We start from the raw sequence: 18,806 nt of genomic DNA on the forward strand, positions 1-18,806 counted from the left end.
AAATGGGACGCGCTCCATTCATCAGAAATATTGGATTTTTAGAGGTGCCCTTAAGCAAGCCTGTTTATAAGCAAATGCTGTTGTACTTCAAACTTGAGGTTATCCTCAATCAATTTAACATCGGTTCCGCACCTTTCGGAAATAGCACCCATAGACGCCCCTGTTGCTTCATCTTGCCCGCCTGCGTGCCCGCAGATTCGCCAAAGCCCCAGAAAAAATCCGCGCGCACTGCACCCTTGATGGCGCCGCCAGTGTCTTGCGCCAGCATCAAGCGGTTGAGTGGTGCGCTATCATTTGGATAGGTTGTCGCGAGAAAGACGGGTGCGCCCAGTGGGATAGTGGTCCGATCAACGGCAATACTGTATTCATTGGTAAGTGGCACACCCAGCGCACCCAGCGGTGCAGACAAACTATCCGGTAATTCGCGTAAAAAAACGTAGCTGGGATTATGTTCCAGTAACATATCAATTTTATCTGGATTTTTCTCGGCCCAACCCTTAATGCCTTGCATTGAAGCTTCTTCGAGCTTAAGTTCACCTGTTTCAACCAACCTCTTGCCGATAGACTGGTACGGATGGCCATTCTGGTCAGCATAGCCGACTTTTACCTGCTTGCCATCCGGCAGCTCTATGCGCCCAGAGCCTTGTATATGCAAGAAAAATAGCTCAATTTCATTCTCCACCCAGAACAGTTCGTTCCCCGTCATCTCCCCGGCCCCGGCATCAATTTCTGCGCGGTTGTAATAGGGCACGATGCGTTTGCCCTGCAAGCGACCGCGCAAACGCAAGTCTTTGAGTTGCGGGTACACTCCACCCAGATCGATCGTGAGTAAATCATTCGGCGCGGCATACAGAGGATATTGGAAACGCGGTGTCTTGAAGCGACTGCCCTTGAGCAAAGGCTCGTAATATCCGGTAATCATTCCCTGTTCGCTACCGTCCGGATTGAGCACCTGATAAGGAGTAAACCATTCTTCATAAAATGCATGAAGCGTAGCATTGTCACTAACCCCCAATTGCTCGGCCTGAACACACACCTCCTGCCAGTGAGGCTTATTCTTCAGTACACGACAGCTTTGCAGAAATGCAGTTTGGGAGAGTGCAAGGTCGAGCGTTTGCCAATCCGGCAGCATCTCCCATTTACTCACAATAAACAACGGGGCAGGCAACCCTGCTGTGGGTGCCGGCATCACTTTGGGAGGTGGCGTAACGGGTTGAGGGCGTGATACAACCGGCGGTTTGGATACAGTGGTGCAGGCGGCAAGAAATACGCTCAGCACCAAAGCCAACCATTTTTTATTTATTTCAATATTAAGCTTCTTCATTTAAATACTTTTATAAACCCTGTTTAATTTCCAGATTTCAGACAGCTCTCTGGGTTTTCAGTGATCGCTACTTTATAGCCGATCTTAAAGGCATCGCCTTCGCCATTTAAAAAGTGGCGGATTCAACACTGAAGTGCAACTTTTGTAAGCGAATTCAGGTGGCGAGCTGGGTTAATATCGGAGCCACTTAAACGACCAAGGAAAAGAAGCACAGATCAAGCAATGTAAGCAGCTCACCAACGGGCTACGATACCAGATTTACGGGCTGAAACAAGCTGGTTTGAATCAGCTGGTTTGAATAAAACTGAGATCATCAAAAATCGGTGCAGATAAAGTGGATCAACCACCGATCTCGAAAAGTACTCGGATTTAGAACCTCACATGAGGTATTCTTCAGGGTGATATTACGCTATACCAAGCAACCACTGACTGTTGCACTTTGAACTTGAATCCGCGACTTAATCAATATATTTAAAACTGTATGAAAATTGCGACATGGAATGTAAATTCGCTTAAGGTGCGTCTGCCTCATACATTGGACTGGCTGGCGATTAATCAGCCAGATGCCTTGTGTTTGCAGGAAACCAAGCAAGAGGACAGTAAGTTTCCTCTGGCAGAATTGCAACAAGCTGGCTATCAAGCGGTGTTCAGTGGGCAGAAGACCTATAACGGTGTGGCCATTATCAGCAAGGCTGTGCCAGAAGACGTCATGGTCGGCATGCCGAATTTCCCCGATGAGCAAAAGCGAGTGATTGCTGCCACGCTCAACGGTGTGCGTTTGGTCTGTATTTATGTACCAAACGGCCAGAGCGTAGACTCAGACAAATATCAATACAAATTGGCGTGGCTGACTGCTTTGCACAAGTGGTTAAAGGACGAGTTGGTTCGCTACCCTAAACTTGCCCTGCTTGGCGATTACAACATCGCACCCGAAGACCGTGATGTGCATGACCCTCAGGCATGGGCAGGCAATGTGCTTGTGAGCGAGCCTGAGCGCGCGGCTTTCATAGCGCTCGAACAACTTGGGCTACGCGATAGTTTCCGCCTGTTCGAGCAACCCGAAAAATCCTATACTTGGTGGGATTACCGCATGATGGCCTTCCGCCGTAATATGGGGATGCGTATTGACCATATTTTGGTCAGTGAAGCACTGGTGCCGAATTGCACCGCCTGTACGATAGACCGCACACTACGAAAGTTGGAGCGCCCATCAGATCATACGGCGGTAGTGGCGGACATCGCCGCCTGAAATAAGCGGCGTGCCGAAGACATGTCCTCTTGATTGAAATTGTTAGGGCTCACTTACGCGAAGTGTCCCGCCCCTATCCAGCTCATTAGCAACCAGTTGTACTGACTGTGGCAAGATGGCTCGGAGGATTTTACGACGATCCTCAGGAACCAGCGGGCCAAGAACAAATTAAATCGAGTCTGACCCTCATGGCACTCCACTAGCGGGAACCGAGTCGGCTACCAGGCCACCACCAGATTGAACATAGAGAACCCGCGTAAGGCGCACCCCGTAAGGCGACAATAAGCGAAGCGCATTGCGCCGTATGATAATGTTCCGCAACCCGCCGATCGATTGAGTCGCGCCACCCATCCTCTCTTTTATCTTTCTTAAAATAAAGAAAGCCACCCCCTCCGGTACTCCGACTGCGGTGGCTTCTTTACTTTAGCCGCTAAAAAGCTGTGCTTTTGAAATTCTCCTTTAGCCGCTACTCCCCTTTGGGCGTGATGAAACCGATAGGACGTTTCGGTTTCTCCGGCGGCCTCATCAGCTCGCGGAGCGCGTTGAAAATCCCGGCAATAGCCTGATCGTGTGATTCGAATTTGTGTTCGATGCGCTGCTCCAGCTCATTAAGCCTGAGAGCAAGCTCCTTGTGGCCGGAGAGCATCTCGTGCAGCCCCACAAAGGCGCGCACCACATACACCGACACCTCGATTGCCCTCGGACTGTTCAGGATGGTCGCCGCCATGATTGCCCCATGTTCGGTAAAAACGAACGGCAAATAACGCCGTCCCCCGCGACCGGCGGGTTTCTCGTTTGAGGTCGCAATTTGCGACCTCAAAGCGAAAAACTCCTCTTCGGTAAGCTGAAACATGAAATCTGCCGGGAAGCGTTCCAGATTGCGCCTGACCTGTTCGTTGAAGCGCTTGGTCGGCAAACCGTAGAGCGCGGCCAGATCGGCATCGACGATGACCTTCTGCCCGCGCAGCAACACGATGGATTGCGCGATGTGCTCGGCGGGCACGAGTGCGTTCTGATCGTTCGTCGTCATGGTCAACCCCGCGAGGCGCTGCGGTGTGCGCTGGCCGTTTTCTTTTTAGCTGCTGGTTCCCGCACGTCACGCTTGAGCTGATCCCGCTCGATAAAGGCATCAATCAATTGCAGCACCTGCCGCTTGTCTGTGGTATCCAGCTTCTCAATCTGCTGCAAACGCCGTTGCATCCGGGTATCGGTTGCCTTAATGTTAATGTTTCGTAGCCCGCCGATTGATTTGAGCCGCGCAACCTCTCTCTTCATTCTTCCAATAAAAAAGCCACTCTCTCCGGCAACCCAGATGCGGTGGCTTCTTTTTAGCTGTTGAATTTTTTCTTTAGCTGCTTGGCTGGTGTTATTTCACCGCCTCGATAATTCCGATCTCCCTTTTAAGCAGATCATTGGCGAGTTGCGAAAGCGGCATGCCTTTTTTAGTGGCGATCACGTTCAGATAATCCTGCACGTCGGCATCCAGATAAACCGGCAGGTTGAGGCGCAGATTGGGCCGGTAAAACCTGCCACGTGCCGCACCGGTAAAATTCACTTCGGCAGGTATGTCGTCGTCATGTGGGACTGTAGTGGCTGTATTCATATGGGCACCTATCGTGGTTCGTTCTCGTAAAAAAGCCGTTCCCGCTTAGTGGCCGGGCGGGCGGAAATCAAGCGGACACTGGTACTTGCGGGGCCGGTCGTCTGGTAAGTATGCGCCACCAGCAACAGCGCACCACTGGCATCATGCCCCAGCGACCACCAACGTTCCTCATCCTGGCTGTGCGCTTCATCAAACACCGTCAACGCAAGTGGGTCTAAAAATACCGATGCAGCCTGCTCGAACGTCACGCCATGCTTGTCTGCATTGGTTGCTGCCTTGACGGCGTCCCACTGAAAATCATAAACGATGTCAGACAAGACGGATGCCCTTAGCGCTGTGCTTGCGCCAGCACGGTATCCAACACCTGCGACACAAAGCGCTGCTGCGCCTTGGGCAATTGCGCGATCGCCTCGATCTGCTGCTGCCATTTCGACGTAGGGTCGCGCTTCGAGCGTGCCTTGGTTTCGTTTCCCAGCAGCGCATCGGTCTGCACCTTGAGCGCCTGTGCCAGCGACGGCAACATCGACACCGGAACGCGGCGGCGCCCCACTTCATAGGAGGCCACCATCTGCTGGGAAATCCCCAGCGTCTCAGCGAGCTGCACCTGAGTTAATCCCAATTCCTTGCGCAAGTATGCGACACGACCGCCCAGCACTTTGAAATATTCCTTCTCGTCTTGGGTCATTACAGAAGCCATTGCTGATGTAGTAATGCCATAACGATACCTCGTGTTTTTGATTGGTAGTTAACTATACGCCATAATGACGTAAACAGCAAACGAGTTATTTCTTTGTTTACCCCCCTTGACAGGTTTTTAGCGGAGAACGATTTATGGCACGAATTCCAGATATAGAAATTGACGAATCTGAAATTCTCACATACAGTCCGGACCACATTACTGCCCGCGCAACGCACGCGAGCCGAGCTTGCGAAAGAACAAAAACAATTCAATGCAGGAGGCAAAGGGGAGGAGTAACCATGTCGAATGGGCTGAATGCGTGCACGCAAAGCGCGCGAGGGGTTAATCAATCGAGCCCCACTCTAGTTGGAGGGTTTGCCACACGAACACTAGGCATATTGAAGCGTGTGTGGATGCAAGACATGATCCCCGGACTTCTGCACAAGCCGCGACCCCTTTGCGTGTGCACGGTGCACGGCATTAGATTGCTTAAATTTGCGTTAAAGTCAGCTCTGATCTTAATGTTACTTGTTGAGGCTTGCTTCTGCTCTGTTGCTCAAGCAACGGCTGTGTCAATTCTGCCAATCATTGCGGCACCAGCCGGAAGTCCAGTTATCCCAAACTTAAGCGTTGGCGGCGCAGCCCCCAATTCGTGTGACGTAGTGCCGATTGGGGGATATTCAGTCGATTCCAATGGGACGAGTTTCACAGTAATAAGATATTGCGACGCGTTGGCTACGGATGTTCAGGCTTTCGTAGCTAATGGATGGGGCGGGGTGGTTCAGGGGGCAGGTACTTCGAGCAACTGTACCAGTGCTAATAGCAAATTCACTCACCCTGCCGATACTTGTAATGGGTTTTGGCCATGGACGGCTACTAAAACCGCTCAATGTCCGACTGGATATGTCTTGTCGTCGGGAGTATGCAATCCAACGGGTAAACCGATCCCAGATAAGAATCTAGGCCCTGAGTCCTGCGTGGGTAATCCTATAAATGCTGGAATGGGGGTGAAGTTTCAAGCGGAGTCAGATGTCGACATCCCTTTTGGCGTGGGGATGAAATTTGAACGGAAGTACAACAGTCTCCAGAGCAAGTACATTTCAAATAAATTTGAGAACAAACACTGGCGGCACAATTATGAGCGCCAATTAATCATCAAGGATTGGCAAGCCAGTCCGGCAACTGTGTTAATTGTTGGCTCGTCGGTGAAATCCGTGGGTGACTTGACGGCAGTTTAAGGGATTTCACTCTGCTGGAGAAAGCGAAATAACTTCCTGTAAGTGGCATCGAAAGAACGCTGTTATGATTCCGAGATACGGGGCCAGATGAGGGGGCCGCCTTCTTCCTCGATGAGATTGAAGAGCAGCGCCTTTACCGATTGCTTGCATAAGTCAGGATCGTCGTGACGTCGCCGGATGATCTCGCCGCCGAGCATCCAGAGATGATCGCGGTGTCTGCGCAAAGTCTTATCGGCAAGCTGGCTGCGCAACAGTTCATGCAGAAAGGGTTTAAGGCGTTCGACAATGTTCTGCCCGATGACGACATCGCTGTCTTCGCCCCGCCAGGAACGTGGCCACTCCGCCCAATCCGGGCAGAGCCGGTCAAATGCTGCCACTTCGTCTGCGGCTGCCTGGATAATGGAAGCCCTGCTAACTTTATTATGCGTACCACTCATGTTGTTAACCCGTTTACTCAATGCTTGCCACCGCTTTCCCGGCTTCTCGTCTATAAAGGTGCCCGCCTGGATGAAAGTACGAAGACTATCGAAATCGATGTCCGCCCACGGCACGGCTCAAAACCGGTTTGTTCGGGTTGCGGCAAGCCCGCCCGTGGTTATGACACCCTGTCACAACGGCGCTTCGAATTCATCCCGATCTGGGGTTTTGCCGTGCTGCTACTGTACCGCATGAGGCGAGTGGAATGCAGGGGCTGTGGGGTCAAGGTGGAAGAAGTGCCGTGGGGAATGGGCAAACACACCCTGACCCGCGCCTACATGCTGTACCTGGCGCATTGGGCGAAGAAACTGTCCTGGCTGGAGACGGCGCGCAGCTTCCACACCAGTTGGGAGAAAGTCTGTCACGCGGTGGAATATGTCGTGCAATGGGGGCTGGAACACCGGCAGCTCGGCCCGATACGCGCCATCGGCGTGGACGAGATCGCCTACGGGCGCGGGCACACCTACCTGACGCTGATCTATCAGATCGAGGCGGGTTGCGTGCGCCTGTTATGGGTGGGCAAAGAAAGGACGGAAGAAAGCTTCGAGAAGTTCTTCACCCTGATCGGCAAGGAACTGGGCGAGAAAATCGAATTCGTCTGTTCGGACATGTGGAAGCCTTACCTGAAGCTGATTGCCAAACATTGCACGAACGCCCTCAATATCCTGGACCGCTTCCACGTCGTGGCAAAGATGAACCTGGCCGTTGACGAAGTGCGCGCGGGTGAAACGCGGCGTTTGGTGCAAGACGGTTATGAGCCGGTGCTCAAGAAATCCCGCTGGTGTCTGCTCAAACGCCCCGCGAACCTGACCGACAAGCAGCGCATCAAATTGCGCGACGTGCTGCGTTACAACCTGCGAAGCGTCCGCTCCTATTTGCTGAAGGAGGACTTCCAGCGCTTGTGGGAATATGACTCGCCGACTTGGGCGGGCAAGTTTCTTGACCAGTGGTGCGAGGAAGTGATGCGTTCCCGTATCGAACCCATGAAAAAATTCGCACGCACGGTGCGCGCGCACCGCGAGTTGCTGCTCAATTATTTCCGGGCAAAAAAGGCATTCTCAAGCGGTGTGGTGGAGGGTTTGAACAACAAAGCCAAAGTCACCATGAGAAAAGCTTACGGTTTCAGGACGTTCAGAATTACAGAAATTTCGCTCTATCATGCACTTGGGAAGTTGCCGGAGCCAAAACTTGCCCACAGTTTTTACTGACGAACCTGTTATTTACCTGGCAAGTAGGCGTCGAATAAAAAACAGCAGAACAAAGCTGCCTGCAATCATAAACAGGAAATTTCGGTAGCGATAAAACCAGCTGCCATTCGTCTTATCAATAAATTCCTGCACTTTGGCGGGAATAGCCCCTTGCCCAATCGCGATTTCCACAGATACAGGCTCCATGTTTTCCATGGCGTTGATAGAAACACCAATATCTGTTTCATCTTTAGCGGGAATGCTGAACGTGTTGATCTGAATAAGCTGGAGCAGTTTTTCAGAATCGGCCAGTGACGCCTCGAATTTTTTAAAATCCTCTTGACTCATCAATTTCTTCAGATCGTCTGTACTGAGCGTTTTGGTTACGCCACTCATGGTGATTGAAATCGAATTTTCCTTGATGAATTTGGCCATATACTGGGACTGAAATATTGCGAAAGACGTCCCCGCAGGTACCGGAACACCTTCAGGCATGATGTCAAAAGTGGTTGTTCCGTTTTTGGATGGATCCTTTGGCGATGCAATATAGTTCACAATCACCCACACCGGTCCGAGATCCGGGTCGGCCTTGAATGCCTTGGATTTGCGCGCAAAGCTATTGGCGGTGAAGGATTTGAAATCGGTAATGGTGAAGCTATCAATGATTCTGGTTGTACTACTGTCTCGTGCATTTACGCCAATAGCGTAAACCATAAGACTGAGAATCAGCAAAAGTTTGTTCAGTCGCAACATCATGGTTTCCCTTTTGTTTATGCAATTCCATTTTTGAATAGTCCGATTCTTCTTGGCCGCGTCCCCTTGGGGCGATGAGCTAAGCCGGGTGTTCCTCAGTGACGACTCAATCATCAGGCTCGCTCGCATGTTTCGATGCCGCCGAGCGCTTGCGAATTCTAGGGCCAGGTCTCAATACTGTTCTTGTTATCGGCAAACAAAAAACTTTGGTTCAATCTTGTTTGAAAAACGTAAGGTTAATGTCGCGCAAGCTATATGCCATTTCCTGTCTCGCCAGCGTTATCCAGTCCAGCCAGTACCATTTCGGCGGCACGTAGCACAGCACGTGCTTTATTCTGCGTTTCTGTCCATTCGCTAGCGGGTACCGAGTCGGCTACCAGGCCACCGCCAGATTGAACATAGAGAATGCCGTCTTTAATTACTGCAGTGCGGATGGCGATGGCAAGATCCATGTCGCCGTTGAAGCCAAGGTAGCCGACTGCGCCTGCATAGATGCCACGCTTGGTAGGTTCCAGTTCGTCGATGATTTCCATCGCGCGTACTTTCGGTGCGCCGCTCACTGTGCCGGCCGGAAAGGTGGCTTTCAATACCGCAATTGCATCTAGCCCCGGTTTGAGCGTGCCTTCGACATTGGACACGATGTGCATCACGTGTGAATAGCGTTCAATTACCATTTTTTCGGTGAGCTTTACCGTGCCATGTTGTGCGACGCGGCCAACATCGTTACGCCCGAGGTCTATGAGCATCAGGTGTTCTGCCAGCTCCTTTGGATCAGCCAGAAGCTCTTGCGCCAGACTGGCATCCTCTTGCGGTGTTTTTCCGCGCGGACGGGTGCCGGCGATGGGGCGCACGGTCACATTGTCACCTTCCAGCCGCACGAGAATTTCCGGTGAAGCGCCGACCACGTGGTGGTCGCCCATGTCGTAATAGAACATGTAGGGTGAGGGGTTAATGGACCTAAGCACCCGGTAAAGGTTGAGCGGTGAAGCAGGGAATGGCTGACTCATGCGTTGTGAAGGCACAACCTGCATCATGTCGCCATCGAAAATATAGCGCTTGGCCTTCTCTACCGCCTGTTTGTAGGCTTCCTCACCGAATTCAGATACGGCTTGCTGGGGGGGGAATTGTGGGGCGCACGGTATTGCTACTGGCTGGCGCAGCAACTGTGACAGTTCTTGCAGACGCTGTCGCGCCAGAGTATATGCATTGGGCAGTTCGGGATTGGCATAGACGATGAAGGTAAGCTTACCGGACAGATTGTCCACTACCGCCAGTTGCTCGGTAAGCATTAGCAGTATATCCGGCGTGCCGAGCACGTCCTGCTTTTGCGTTTTGGCTAAGCGCGGCTCGATATAGCGTACCGTATCATAACCAAAATAACCGGCCAGGCCGCCAGCGAAGCGCGGCAGGCCGGACAGCGGCGCGACTTTGAAGTGAGACTGGTAGTCTTTGATGAAGTCTAGTGGATTGTCTGCATGCTGAGTGGTTTCGCTAGTTTGGGTGGTTAGCGTAATCTGCTTGCCGCGTACCGTAATACGTGTATCAGCGGGCAGACCGATAAAGGAGTATCGACCAAAGCGTTCGCCACCCTGCACTGACTCCAACAGATAGGAATAGGGTTTGTTGGCGAGCTTGAGATATAGCGACAGCGGCGTGTCCAGATCAGCAAAGGTCTCTGTCACCAGTGGGATGCGGTTATATCCTTGCGCGGCAAGTTGATTGAAAGATTGCTCTGAAATGGGATTCAACACGAACTACTCCTAACTCAAAAAGTGGGAAGACGGCAGCACTAACACTAGGCAGCCATGCGAATAGGGTGGTAATCACCATCGCCATGCGGTCGTTTCTCTCCAGTTTTTGAAATTTTCGTGTGGCATCAGATTATGCTTTTTGAATCAGTTTTATCACATCCGGCAGTGTGTCAATCACAGCATCCAGATCAAGGCTATCCACTGGCTCGCCGTGATTGTAACCGTATGGCACACAGACTATTGGACACCCGGCAGCTCGCGCCGCAATAGTGTCATTGAGTGAATCGCCGATCAGCAACACTTGCTCCACCGGAACGCCGAAAAACTTTGCAGCATGCAGTAACGGTAGCGGATGAGGTTTTTTTTCCGGTAGGCTGTCGCCGGACAGCACGATTTCGAAATAATGTGCGAGCCCTAAACCCTCAAGCAGGGGTTCCGTGTAGCGTTTCACTTTATTGGTAATGCAACCCAGGCGGAAACCCGCTGTCTGCATGGCCTCCAGCCCGGCAATCACGCCCTCAAACGGTTTACTCTGTAACAGCAACTCACTGTAGTGTTGTTCGAAAATCGGCAGCGCCTGTTCATATAAACTTGCTTCCGGCTCGGCATGCATGTCGCCGGTCAGCGCACGTTTCACCAGCCAACTGACACCGTTACCGATGTAGCTGGTCAGCAAATCTTGCGACACGGCAGGACGGCCCAAGTCACGTAACATGCGATTGGCGGAGTCCACCAGCTCAGGTGCTGTGTGAAGTAAGGTGCCATCCAGATCTATAAGGATGGCGGAAATGCTCAGTGGGAAAGAATTCGCTTGCAGCATTACTTGCCTACCTTGGCTAATTCAGCACGCAGAGCAGCGATGATGGAATCATAGCGATGCGGGTCGGTGTCCTTGCCGGCACCATATACAGCTGAACCAGCGACGAAGGTGTCGCATCCCGCAGCAGCAATTTCAGCAATATTGCTGGTATTCACACCGCCATCGATCTCCAGCATGATGTCGCGTCCGCTTTCATTAATTTTTTGGCGCGCTGTGCGTAGTTTGTTCAGCGCGTTGGGGATAAATTTCTGGCCGCCGAAGCCGGGGTTCACTGACATAATCAGGATCAGGTCGACCTTGTCCATGGCATGGTCGAGATAGCTTAATGGTGTGCCGGGATTGAACACTAACCCGGCCTTGCAGCCGTTTTCCCGGATCAGGCTGAGAGTGCGGTCGATGTGCTCAGATGCTTCCGGGTGAAAGGAGATGATATTGGCACCTGCTTTGGCGAAATCCGGGATGATACGATCCACCGGCTTAACCATCAGATGCACATCGATTTCTGCTTGGGTCACCGGACGAATGGCAGAACACACCAGCGGACCAATGGTCAGGTTGGGTACGTAATGGTTATCCATTACGTCGAAGTGGATAATGTCTGCGCCGGAAGCGATGACATTGATGACTTCTTCACCGAGCTTGGCGAAATCGGCGGAAAGTATGCTAGGTGCGATTTTGTACATGGCGACGCCTTTAACAAGTTTGAATTTGAAGCGCGCATTCTACCCGAAACTTTCCCGATGAATAAATCTAACAGTAGCTAGTGCACTGTTTTTGTCATGTTATTCGACTATTGTTTCTAATGGTGCTGGAGCATAAAAGTAACTCTTTGAGCGTTACCCGTCTCGCTCATATTCGCCGCCATGCTGTTGCAAGACCTTAAGCATTGCAGCTGCTTTATCTAACGTCTCTTGATACTCTGCATCTGCGTGAGAGTCCGCTACGATGCCGCCACCCGCCCAAAAGCGGATTTCACCATGGGCGTATACCAAAGTACGGATAGTGATGTTGCTATTCATGTTGCCATCGAAGCCGATAACGAGCAGCCACATCGCAAGGCGGTACATTATGACTGATGGAACTACCAGCCATTCGACTAAGCGCGATAAAACATGCGCTAAATCGCTGGTTATGGGCACTGCTGCTGGCACGCATCTATGAGGTGCTTCTTCTCCTGTGTCCGCAGTGCGATGATTCTTGGGCAACTAAGCAAGCCGACATCGCCGCCGCGTCTGCTGCCGGTACGCGGACCGCCGCTGTGGGAGATGCCGGGTGTTTCGCGTCCGGCTATTCAGCCTGCCGCGACCACACCGAAAAAGAGGCATTGTTCAATTTGCTCAATGCGCCGCATAATGCAGGCATCACCTTAATCGAGAGTTTTGCCATGTTACCTACGGCGGCGGTGAGCGGTTTTTATTTCCCGCATACGCAGTCGCAGTATTTTGCCAGCGCGAAAGTGGATAAGGATCAGGTTGAGGATTATGCAAGACGCAAGGGCTGGGCACTGGAAGAGACAGAACGCTGGTTGACGTCTGTGTTGAGTTACTAAATTGGAACAGGTGTATGGCGAAAAAATATAACCGGACTATTGAAGAGCTTGAAGCCCACGCCGAAAAATGGTGGCCTAAGGCGCTTGAGGCCGAGGTGTCAGCTGCTAGTGTGATTCCAAAATTGATTGCTACTCAGGAGCAATTCATCAGTGTTCTTAAGTTATCAGGTAAGTCACCCATGCAAATCTTTGCTGTCATGACCGCATCGCAGTTATCCGCCAATTTATTTTTAAAGCATTTGGTGGTGCTTGCTGACTACGGTGGGGAAATGCTCAAACGATTAGGGCGCGAATTTTCAGATGTATTTCCATTTGACAAAAAAATCGGGCAGCACTATATGTCTTACATCTGGCTGGGGCGCACTCATCGCTACGATTTTCAGCAGTTACCGATCAAAGCGCTGGACAATAAAAAACTTAAAATTGATGGGGCTGCTATTGCTCAAGACATTGCGCTTAGCGCAATTTATCAAGATATGATTATGGTTTTGATGTACGGCTCAACATCGGAGGCCGCACATCTGGCTGGACTGGAAAAATGTGAAGTTGGCGTATTGTTGGGCGATGAGCTAGCCATCGAAAAATATGTACGTGAACGGTACATTCATGTGAGTCGCATTACGATGGGAGCGAGCGCCAATAGATTGGGGCAAATTGCGCAAGACTATGTTGTAGAAATTCTGAAGGCGCAATTGCCAAAAAGTTTTTCCGTGGTGCGAAATGGCAAAATTAAACTCGCACAATATGACAAAAAAGGCGGGATGCCATTTGATGTGGTCATAGAGTGCGGGAAAAATAAGGTCGGCGTTGAAGTTACTTTTCAGGTAACGACTAATAGCGTGATTGAGCGCAAATCTGGGCAAGCCGAAAGTCGCCAAGCCGCAATGCACCATGATAAGTATTGGATAGCATATGTCATCGATGGCGCAGGCAATTTTCAGCGCACCTCAGCAGTCAGCACGATATGCCATTTCAGCGACTGTACTGTTGCATATTCTGAAAAAGAAATTTCGGTGCTGGCGCAATTTATCCAAGAGAAATTACTATGATTCGCTTCATTGATCTTTTCGCAGGCGTGGGTGGCATACGTTTGGGTTTCGAGCAAGCAATGCACGAACTGGGGTTGCCGACGCAATGTGTCCTTTCTTCCGAAATTGATAAATATGCGCAGGAAACTTATTCGCTTAATTTTGGAGAAAAACCCCAAGGGGACATTTATCAGATTCTGGATGCACCGGGGTTTGATTTTTTATTAGCGGGGTTCCCCTGCCAGCCATTTTCATATGCAGGCAAACAAAATGGCTTCAGCGATACACGCGGCACATTGTTTTTTCAGATTGAACGCCTTCTACGTGACCATCAGCCCAAGGGGTTTTTATTGGAGAATGTGCGCGGTCTGACAACACATGACCACGGCAGGACATTCAATACAATTCTGGAACACTTGAAAAAACTGGACTATGGCGTGTCTTATCTTATCTTGAATAGTTCAAATTTTGGGGTGGCGCAAAATCGCGTGCGGGTTTATATCGTGGGCATCAAAAATGGGCAACCAAAATTAAACTTGAACTCTGATTTAGGCGCAGCAGATTCGCACAAGTTCAAACGACAGTTGGTACAACGTTCTATCTTTGATGAGTTCGCAACCAGCATTGTCGCGGATATTTTGGAGGATAACCCTGCGGCAAAATATGATTGCTCACCCAGTTTTGTGCAAAGCCTGTTACGCCAACTTAATGGCAAGCCAGAAGAGTTGGCTGGCTATCGCATGATAGACCACCGCAATGGCAACTCATTTCACTCGTGGGAATTGAGTATCAAGGGAGAGTGCACACAAGACGAAATGGATTTTATGAATGCGCTGGTAGCCAACCGACGCAAAAAACATTTTGGCGCACATCAAGATGGAAAGAAATTGACCATCGAACAAATCAAAACATTTTTTAACCATCCGGAATTGTTGCAAATTACCACTAGCCTTATTCAAAAAGGATACCTGAAAGAAATAGACGGAAAATACAACCCTGTTTCGGGAAATATGTCGTTTGAGGTGTTCAAATTTCTCGACCCACAAAGCATCTCCATTACCCTGGTAACCAGTGACGCGCACAAACTTGGCGTGGTGCACAAAGGCAGAGTGCGGCATATCACGCCGCGCGAATGCGCCCGATTGCAGGGTTTTCCAGATACTTTTAGGTGTCACCCAGATGATGTTCACGCATATCGTCAGTTTGGCAACTCCGTTTCTGTCCCGGTCGTTAAAGCAGTAGTGTTAGATCTTTTTAGAAGCTCTGGACATGTGTTGACTGAACAGCGCATCGCTGAATTGGCATGAACGTATTTTTATTATAAAAGCACATTGCTGGGTATTACGCTCCTTCCTCCTATTCGCCGCCACACTGTTGCAAGACCTTCAGCATTGCCGCCGCTTTGTCTAACGTCTCTTGATATTCTGCATCGGCGTCGGAATCCGCTACGATCCCGCCACCTGCCCAAAAACGGATTTCGCCATCAGCGTACACCAAAGTACGAATAGTGATGTTGCTGTCCATGTTGCCATCAAAGCCGATGTAACCAATCGCACCGCAATATACTCCGCGTCGATGCGGCTCCAATTGTTCGATGATTTGCATGGCACGTTGTTTAGGCGCTCCAGTTACAGAGCCACCGGGGAAACAATCGCGTAATAACGCCAGCGCATCGCGCCCCGGCGCAAGCTGACCAGTGACGGTACTTACCAGATGATGTACTTGGGCAAAGCTCTCCAATTCGAACAGCTTGGGTACTTGCACTGAACCAGGTGTACAACTCTTGCCCAGGTCGTTACGCAGCAAATCAACAATCATTAGGTTTTCTGCGCGATCCTTGTCGCTATGGCGCAGGTTTTGCGCCATCTTAGTATCCTCGTGCGGGTTGTTTAAACGCGGGCGCGTACCTTTGATCGGATTGGTTTCGACGCGCCCCTGTTGTACTTGCAAAAATCGTTCCGGCGAGGCGCATAGAATTTGCACCTGCGGAAAATTGAGAAAAGCGGAATAAGGTGCCGGGCTCAGGCGGCGCAATTCGAGATATGCATGTAGCGAATTACCGGAAGCACGTGCTGTATAGCGTTGCGCCAGATTGACCTGATAACAATCACCCTCACGCAAGTAGCGTTGTACGACATCAAACGCGGATTTGTACCCCGCGCGGATAAAGTTCGACTGAATGCAGCCATGTACCTTGAATTTTTCCAGGGGCACGTTACTGTTCTGTTGTAATCGTGCAAGTATTTGCGGCAACACCTGCTCTGTTCTTTGTTCGCGTTGCTGTGATACCAGATGTGCAGTCTTTTCCTGATGGTCTAACACCATCGCCCAGTCATAAATGCCAACCATCATATCCGGTAGATGTTCTGCATCCTGCGCCTGCGTGGGCACAGCAAACAGGCGGCGCGCCAGATCGTAGCCCCAAAAGCCTAATGCACCGCCGAAAAAAGGAATGCCCGGTATTGCTGCAACGGATGCCCCCAATTGCTGGCGCACGAGGTCAAATGGATCTGCGCTTAAACGCTGTACTCCGGTTGCATTCGTGATATCGGTGTATGCGCCATGTGTGACCAGCGTTGCAGTAGGTTGTGCGCACAGAATGTCATAACGCCCTCGTCCACCGCTGTCCAGCCAAACCGCCCAAGGCAAATCCGCAATGGCCGAGAAGTAAGCGGCAGCATTGGCTGCATAAGGAAGAGGGGTGCTATAAAGCATCGGTGTTGGTGGGTAAGGAGGAAAGCTTGCACTACTTCGCAGTACTGTTTGATCGCTATAAGTCCCGCATTACTAAATTAATCTAGCATTGATTTATGTAGGTAATAGCGGGGTAAAGCAAGTTTGGGTGAATAAAGGGAGGCATCGTTATACAACAGGATTAAGGGATAGAGGTGACTTGTACATAATGTTTACTCCTAGCGCAGCTCTCTGAGAGCGTAATAGCTATGGCCACATGGTTAAAGGCGATGTACTTACACTTTGATTTCCATAATATACATGGCAAATGTGGATGACTGGGCGCAGCGATTTCTAGGCTATTCCGCGAGAGAGAATATCCAGCCCTACCTTGCCTTCGCTGATTTCGCGCAGGGCGATTACAGTGGGCTTGTCTTTACATTCCTCGACTAAATAGCTGGCGCCATTGGCCAACTGGCGTGCGCGATAGGCGGCAGCCAAAGTAAGCTCAAATCGGTTAGGGATGTTAATTAAACAGTCGTCTATCGTTACGCGAGCCATGGTGTAGTTTTTCCTTCTTGTAGTTGATTGATTAAAGCTTGCTGACGTGCAAGTTGTCTGTCGCGGCGAAGTCCTGCGGCAACAACGATAGCATTGAGCTGTTGTAAGGCAATATCCAGCTCGTCGTTAATAATAACATAATCAAACTCTACGACATGGGCGATGTCTTCTTTTGCTGCATGCAGACGCTGTGCGATCACTTGGACGTCATCTTGTCCGCGCGCATGCAGGCGAATTTCCAGCGCTTGCAAGGAAGGGGGCAGGATGAAGATGCTGATGCAATCCGGAAATGCGCGTCGTACTTGCGCCGCACCCTGCCAATCAATTTCCAGAAGTATGTCGCGCCCGCTCAAAATTTCAGCTTCAATCCAGGATTGTGAAGTGCCATAGAGATTGCCATATACCTCGGCGCTTTCTAAAAAATCACCATGCTTTGCCATATTCAAGAATGTTTCACGGCTCACAAAATGATAGTCTTCCCCCTCGATTTCGCTTGGGCGAGGCGCTCGCGTTGTGTAGGAAACAGAAATGTCAACCTGCTGATTGCTGGCCAGCAGTGCGCGAACCAGGCTGGTTTTTCCTGCACCCGATGGTGCACTGACGACAAAGAGATTTCCTGGCATATTTATGTAACGAGTATCTTTAAAAATTGAGCAGCAATTTCAACACAAAACTGCACTGCAAACCGCAGTGTAATTTTATCATCAACTGGCGGGGGCTTCTGAAAATTCAGTGTCTGTCCAAATTCAAGTTATGCCAGAATTCAAGTTATGCCAGAAAATTCGCTGCGCCGAAAATGTCTCATATACAGATTCTCTGCCCTATCAGCATTTTTTAGGCATATTTTCTATGCACAAAATTAATAACTTGACACCTAGGTTTACTTACGCCGCTTAAAATCCCATCAATACTCTCAGGCAGGCGATGGAGCAAGGACTCTCTGTGAAAATCTCACGTTAAAAGGATAAGCGCGTAATGTTTTTTGAACCTTCTTTGCCTTCAATTGTATAGTTAAACGTGGCATTCGAGTAATTGTGGAATATAAACGTTCCCGTTCCCACCGGGGTTATTTCAAGTTGGCCAGGATTGTACGTTGCGCCCAGGTTGGTTCCCGAGGTTTTATAAATTGGGCCAGTATAAAGAGTAGAGCTTAGCCATTGTCCCGGCTGGAGCGTATACCATGTAGGCTGGCCCGTTTGGCCATACACAAACCACGCAGCGAATATTCGGTCACTGGGGTGTTGCATGATGCTGAAGCCCATGCCGGATTCTTGTGGGTTCCACCAGTGGTCAGTATAGTCAACGAGAGGAATCGGCCCGACTTTGGACGCGTAACTATCGGTGACAGTAAATTGTGCTGATCCCACCTGCGTGGATTCAAAGGTGATGCTAGCATTTGGCAAGCTTGTGCGAAAAATATCGACACTGAACAGCCCTGATGGAAACTGTCCCAGCTTGATGTCAATATCTATGAATGAAGTGGGAGGGGGAACACCGAAGTCAGCACAGGAAATTGGCGCTCTCAGATCAATTCTAATAGCTGTGCCTACTTGTTGAACTTGAGTGACGACAACTTCATGTCCACATGTATAGTAACCGTGTATTCTGGCTACAACTGACTCAAGGCTCATAGGACTGGCTGGATGTATTGTTATATTCTCTGCTTGAGCTGTTGTCATTACACCGAAAGTCATTCCGATCAAGAGCACTCTCTTAGCAAATGAGAAACTGCTTAACCGGATATCGCCTATGCCGTTATCCACGTTTTTACACAAGCGCCTTAAGTTCCGTGCCAAAAAATAAAACGGTATACGAATCAGTTTTGCGTGTCTGATTTTCATCATAAGTGACTTTCTATTTCCAGGATTAATATGTGGTTGGACGGCTGTCATTATTTAGATAGCCATAGCCAAG

The 18,806-nt window shown here is 50.2% G+C and carries 19 protein-coding genes and 4 pseudogenes; 7 read left to right on the forward strand and 16 right to left on the reverse strand.

What is annotated here, in order from left to right; genetic code table 11:
• Positions 1 to 109: 109 nt before the first annotated feature.
• A complete protein-coding gene (mltA, locus tag MJ769_RS00310; RefSeq protein WP_239233856.1) occupies positions 110 to 1,324 on the reverse strand; it encodes a murein transglycosylase A in 1,215 nt (404 codons plus the stop codon).
• Positions 1,325 to 1,659: 335 nt separating this feature from the next.
• On the opposite strand from mltA, the pseudogene MJ769_RS14580 reads away from it, so the two are divergent.
• A pseudogene (locus MJ769_RS14580) lies at positions 1,660 to 1,767 on the forward strand (IS30 family transposase); the annotation flags it as partial.
• A 38-nt stretch (positions 1,768 to 1,805) separates the two neighbouring features.
• Positions 1,806 to 2,573 (forward strand): exodeoxyribonuclease III, encoded by a 768-nt coding sequence (xth, locus tag MJ769_RS00315; RefSeq protein WP_239233857.1) that lies wholly within the window; start codon positions 1,806 to 1,808, stop codon positions 2,571 to 2,573.
• A gap of 466 nt (positions 2,574 to 3,039) precedes the next feature.
• Here the strand turns inward: xth and MJ769_RS00320 are convergent, their stop codons facing one another.
• The 5 genes from MJ769_RS00320 to MJ769_RS00340 form a co-directional block, all read right to left on the reverse strand.
• On the reverse strand, positions 3,040 to 3,603 hold the full coding sequence (locus MJ769_RS00320) for an ORF6N domain-containing protein (RefSeq protein ID WP_239233858.1): 564 nt from the start codon (positions 3,601 to 3,603) through the stop codon (positions 3,040 to 3,042).
• Positions 3,604 to 3,605: 2 nt separating this feature from the next.
• Positions 3,606 to 3,848 carry a hypothetical protein gene (locus MJ769_RS00325; RefSeq protein WP_239233859.1) on the reverse strand — a complete coding sequence of 81 codons (243 nt, stop codon included), beginning with the start codon at positions 3,846 to 3,848 and terminating at the stop codon, positions 3,606 to 3,608.
• Positions 3,849 to 3,939: 91 nt separating this feature from the next.
• Positions 3,940 to 4,176 (reverse strand): hypothetical protein, encoded by a 237-nt coding sequence (locus MJ769_RS00330; protein WP_239233860.1) that lies wholly within the window; start codon positions 4,174 to 4,176, stop codon positions 3,940 to 3,942.
• Positions 4,177 to 4,184: 8 nt separating this feature from the next.
• Positions 4,185 to 4,604, reverse strand: coding sequence for a BrnT family toxin (locus MJ769_RS00335; RefSeq protein WP_239233861.1), 420 nt, complete (start codon positions 4,602 to 4,604; stop codon positions 4,185 to 4,187).
• On the reverse strand, positions 4,505 to 4,861 hold the full coding sequence (locus tag MJ769_RS00340; RefSeq protein WP_239233862.1) for a helix-turn-helix domain-containing protein: 357 nt from the start codon (positions 4,859 to 4,861) through the stop codon (positions 4,505 to 4,507). Before MJ769_RS00340 ends, MJ769_RS00335 begins: the two co-directional genes overlap by 100 nt.
• Positions 4,862 to 5,424: 563 nt before the next feature.
• Here MJ769_RS00340 and MJ769_RS00345 point away from each other — a divergent pair.
• The gene (locus tag MJ769_RS00345) at positions 5,425 to 6,093 is read left to right on the forward strand and encodes a DUF6531 domain-containing protein (protein WP_239233863.1); all 669 of its coding nucleotides are present in this window, start codon (positions 5,425 to 5,427) and stop codon (positions 6,091 to 6,093) included.
• Between the two features lie 62 nt (positions 6,094 to 6,155).
• Here MJ769_RS00345 and MJ769_RS00350 read toward each other — a convergent pair whose 3' ends face one another.
• Positions 6,156 to 6,530, reverse strand: coding sequence for a hypothetical protein (locus tag MJ769_RS00350; RefSeq protein ID WP_239233864.1), 375 nt, complete (start codon positions 6,528 to 6,530; stop codon positions 6,156 to 6,158).
• On the opposite strand from MJ769_RS00350, the pseudogene MJ769_RS00355 reads away from it, so the two are divergent.
• Positions 6,529 to 7,778: pseudogene (locus tag MJ769_RS00355) on the forward strand (ISL3 family transposase). The gene MJ769_RS00350 and the pseudogene MJ769_RS00355 overlap by 2 nt on opposite strands.
• A gap of 12 nt (positions 7,779 to 7,790) precedes the next feature.
• Here MJ769_RS00355 and MJ769_RS00360 read toward each other — a convergent pair.
• The 5 genes and pseudogenes from MJ769_RS00360 to MJ769_RS00380 all read right to left on the reverse strand — a co-directional run.
• On the reverse strand, positions 7,791 to 8,513 hold the full coding sequence (locus MJ769_RS00360) for a hypothetical protein (RefSeq protein WP_239233865.1): 723 nt from the start codon (positions 8,511 to 8,513) through the stop codon (positions 7,791 to 7,793).
• Between the two features lie 248 nt (positions 8,514 to 8,761).
• Positions 8,762 to 10,261 carry an anthranilate synthase component I gene (trpE, locus tag MJ769_RS00365; protein ID WP_239233866.1) on the reverse strand — a complete coding sequence of 500 codons (1,500 nt, stop codon included), beginning with the start codon at positions 10,259 to 10,261 and terminating at the stop codon, positions 8,762 to 8,764.
• A gap of 130 nt (positions 10,262 to 10,391) precedes the next feature.
• Positions 10,392 to 11,081: a phosphoglycolate phosphatase gene (locus tag MJ769_RS00370; RefSeq protein WP_239233867.1), complete on the reverse strand. Its 690-nt coding sequence runs from the start codon at positions 11,079 to 11,081 to the stop codon at positions 10,392 to 10,394.
• Positions 11,081 to 11,764, reverse strand: coding sequence for a ribulose-phosphate 3-epimerase (gene rpe / locus MJ769_RS00375; RefSeq protein WP_239233868.1), 684 nt, complete (start codon positions 11,762 to 11,764; stop codon positions 11,081 to 11,083). Before rpe ends, MJ769_RS00370 begins: the two co-directional genes overlap by 1 nt.
• Before the next feature lie 153 nt (positions 11,765 to 11,917).
• Positions 11,918 to 12,118 (reverse strand): annotated as a pseudogene (locus MJ769_RS00380) (chorismate-binding protein); the annotation flags it as partial.
• A gap of 242 nt (positions 12,119 to 12,360) precedes the next feature.
• On the opposite strand from MJ769_RS00380, the pseudogene MJ769_RS00385 reads away from it, so the two are divergent.
• The 3 genes and pseudogenes from MJ769_RS00385 to MJ769_RS00395 form a co-directional block, all read left to right on the forward strand.
• A pseudogene (locus MJ769_RS00385) lies at positions 12,361 to 12,630 on the forward strand (vitamin B12 dependent-methionine synthase activation domain-containing protein); the annotation flags it as partial.
• Positions 12,631 to 12,644: 14 nt separating this feature from the next.
• Positions 12,645 to 13,679 carry a hypothetical protein gene (locus MJ769_RS00390; protein ID WP_239233869.1) on the forward strand — a complete coding sequence of 345 codons (1,035 nt, stop codon included), beginning with the start codon at positions 12,645 to 12,647 and terminating at the stop codon, positions 13,677 to 13,679.
• Positions 13,676 to 14,965 carry a DNA cytosine methyltransferase gene (locus MJ769_RS00395; protein ID WP_239233870.1) on the forward strand — a complete coding sequence of 430 codons (1,290 nt, stop codon included), beginning with the start codon at positions 13,676 to 13,678 and terminating at the stop codon, positions 14,963 to 14,965. Before MJ769_RS00390 ends, MJ769_RS00395 begins: the two co-directional genes overlap by 4 nt.
• Positions 14,966 to 15,014: 49 nt before the next feature.
• Here MJ769_RS00395 and pabB read toward each other — a convergent pair whose 3' ends face one another.
• The 4 genes from pabB to MJ769_RS00415 all read right to left on the reverse strand — a co-directional run bounded on the left by pabB (position 15,015) and on the right by MJ769_RS00415 (position 18,784).
• On the reverse strand, positions 15,015 to 16,373 hold the full coding sequence (pabB, locus tag MJ769_RS00400) for an aminodeoxychorismate synthase component I (RefSeq protein WP_239233871.1): 1,359 nt from the start codon (positions 16,371 to 16,373) through the stop codon (positions 15,015 to 15,017).
• Positions 16,374 to 16,685: 312 nt separating this feature from the next.
• On the reverse strand, positions 16,686 to 16,892 hold the full coding sequence (rpoZ, locus tag MJ769_RS00405) for a DNA-directed RNA polymerase subunit omega (RefSeq protein ID WP_239233872.1): 207 nt from the start codon (positions 16,890 to 16,892) through the stop codon (positions 16,686 to 16,688).
• A complete protein-coding gene (gene gmk, locus MJ769_RS00410) occupies positions 16,880 to 17,515 on the reverse strand; it encodes a guanylate kinase (RefSeq protein WP_239233873.1) in 636 nt (211 codons plus the stop codon). The genes rpoZ and gmk overlap by 13 nt, the downstream gene beginning before the upstream one ends.
• Positions 17,516 to 17,848: 333 nt before the next feature.
• Positions 17,849 to 18,784: a hypothetical protein gene (locus MJ769_RS00415; protein ID WP_239233874.1), complete on the reverse strand. Its 936-nt coding sequence runs from the start codon at positions 18,782 to 18,784 to the stop codon at positions 17,849 to 17,851.
• Positions 18,785 to 18,806: the final 22 nt, after the last annotated feature.

This window comes from Candidatus Nitrotoga sp. BS, from assembly GCF_927797785.1.
Lineage (GTDB): Bacteria > Pseudomonadota > Gammaproteobacteria > Burkholderiales > Gallionellaceae > Nitrotoga.

Excerpts from the sequence above, each read along its gene's own strand:
- mltA (WP_239233856.1), bottom strand. The coding sequence starts at position 1,324 with ATGAAGAAGCTTAATATTGAAATAAATAAAAAATGGTTGGCTTTGGTG.
- xth (WP_239233857.1), top strand. The coding sequence starts at position 1,806 with ATGAAAATTGCGACATGGAATGTAAATTCGCTTAAGGTGCGTCTGCCT.
- MJ769_RS00320 (WP_239233858.1), bottom strand. The coding sequence starts at position 3,603 with ATGACGACGAACGATCAGAACGCACTCGTGCCCGCCGAGCACATCGCG.
- MJ769_RS00325 (WP_239233859.1), bottom strand. The coding sequence starts at position 3,848 with ATGAAGAGAGAGGTTGCGCGGCTCAAATCAATCGGCGGGCTACGAAAC.
- MJ769_RS00330 (WP_239233860.1), bottom strand. The coding sequence starts at position 4,176 with ATGAATACAGCCACTACAGTCCCACATGACGACGACATACCTGCCGAA.
- MJ769_RS00335 (WP_239233861.1), bottom strand. The coding sequence starts at position 4,604 with ATGGCAGCAGCAGATCGAGGCGATCGCGCAATTGCCCAAGGCGCAGCA.
- MJ769_RS00340 (WP_239233862.1), bottom strand. The coding sequence starts at position 4,861 with ATGACCCAAGACGAGAAGGAATATTTCAAAGTGCTGGGCGGTCGTGTC.
- MJ769_RS00350 (WP_239233864.1), bottom strand. The coding sequence starts at position 6,530 with ATGAGTGGTACGCATAATAAAGTTAGCAGGGCTTCCATTATCCAGGCA.
- MJ769_RS00360 (WP_239233865.1), bottom strand. The coding sequence starts at position 8,513 with ATGATGTTGCGACTGAACAAACTTTTGCTGATTCTCAGTCTTATGGTT.
- MJ769_RS00370 (WP_239233867.1), bottom strand. The coding sequence starts at position 11,081 with ATGCTGCAAGCGAATTCTTTCCCACTGAGCATTTCCGCCATCCTTATA.
- rpe (WP_239233868.1), bottom strand. The coding sequence starts at position 11,764 with ATGTACAAAATCGCACCTAGCATACTTTCCGCCGATTTCGCCAAGCTC.
- MJ769_RS00390 (WP_239233869.1), top strand. The coding sequence starts at position 12,645 with ATGGCGAAAAAATATAACCGGACTATTGAAGAGCTTGAAGCCCACGCC.
- MJ769_RS00395 (WP_239233870.1), top strand. The coding sequence starts at position 13,676 with ATGATTCGCTTCATTGATCTTTTCGCAGGCGTGGGTGGCATACGTTTG.
- pabB (WP_239233871.1), bottom strand. The coding sequence starts at position 16,373 with ATGCTTTATAGCACCCCTCTTCCTTATGCAGCCAATGCTGCCGCTTAC.
- rpoZ (WP_239233872.1), bottom strand. The coding sequence starts at position 16,892 with ATGGCTCGCGTAACGATAGACGACTGTTTAATTAACATCCCTAACCGA.
- gmk (WP_239233873.1), bottom strand. The coding sequence starts at position 17,515 with ATGCCAGGAAATCTCTTTGTCGTCAGTGCACCATCGGGTGCAGGAAAA.
- MJ769_RS00415 (WP_239233874.1), bottom strand. The coding sequence starts at position 18,784 with ATGACAGCCGTCCAACCACATATTAATCCTGGAAATAGAAAGTCACTT.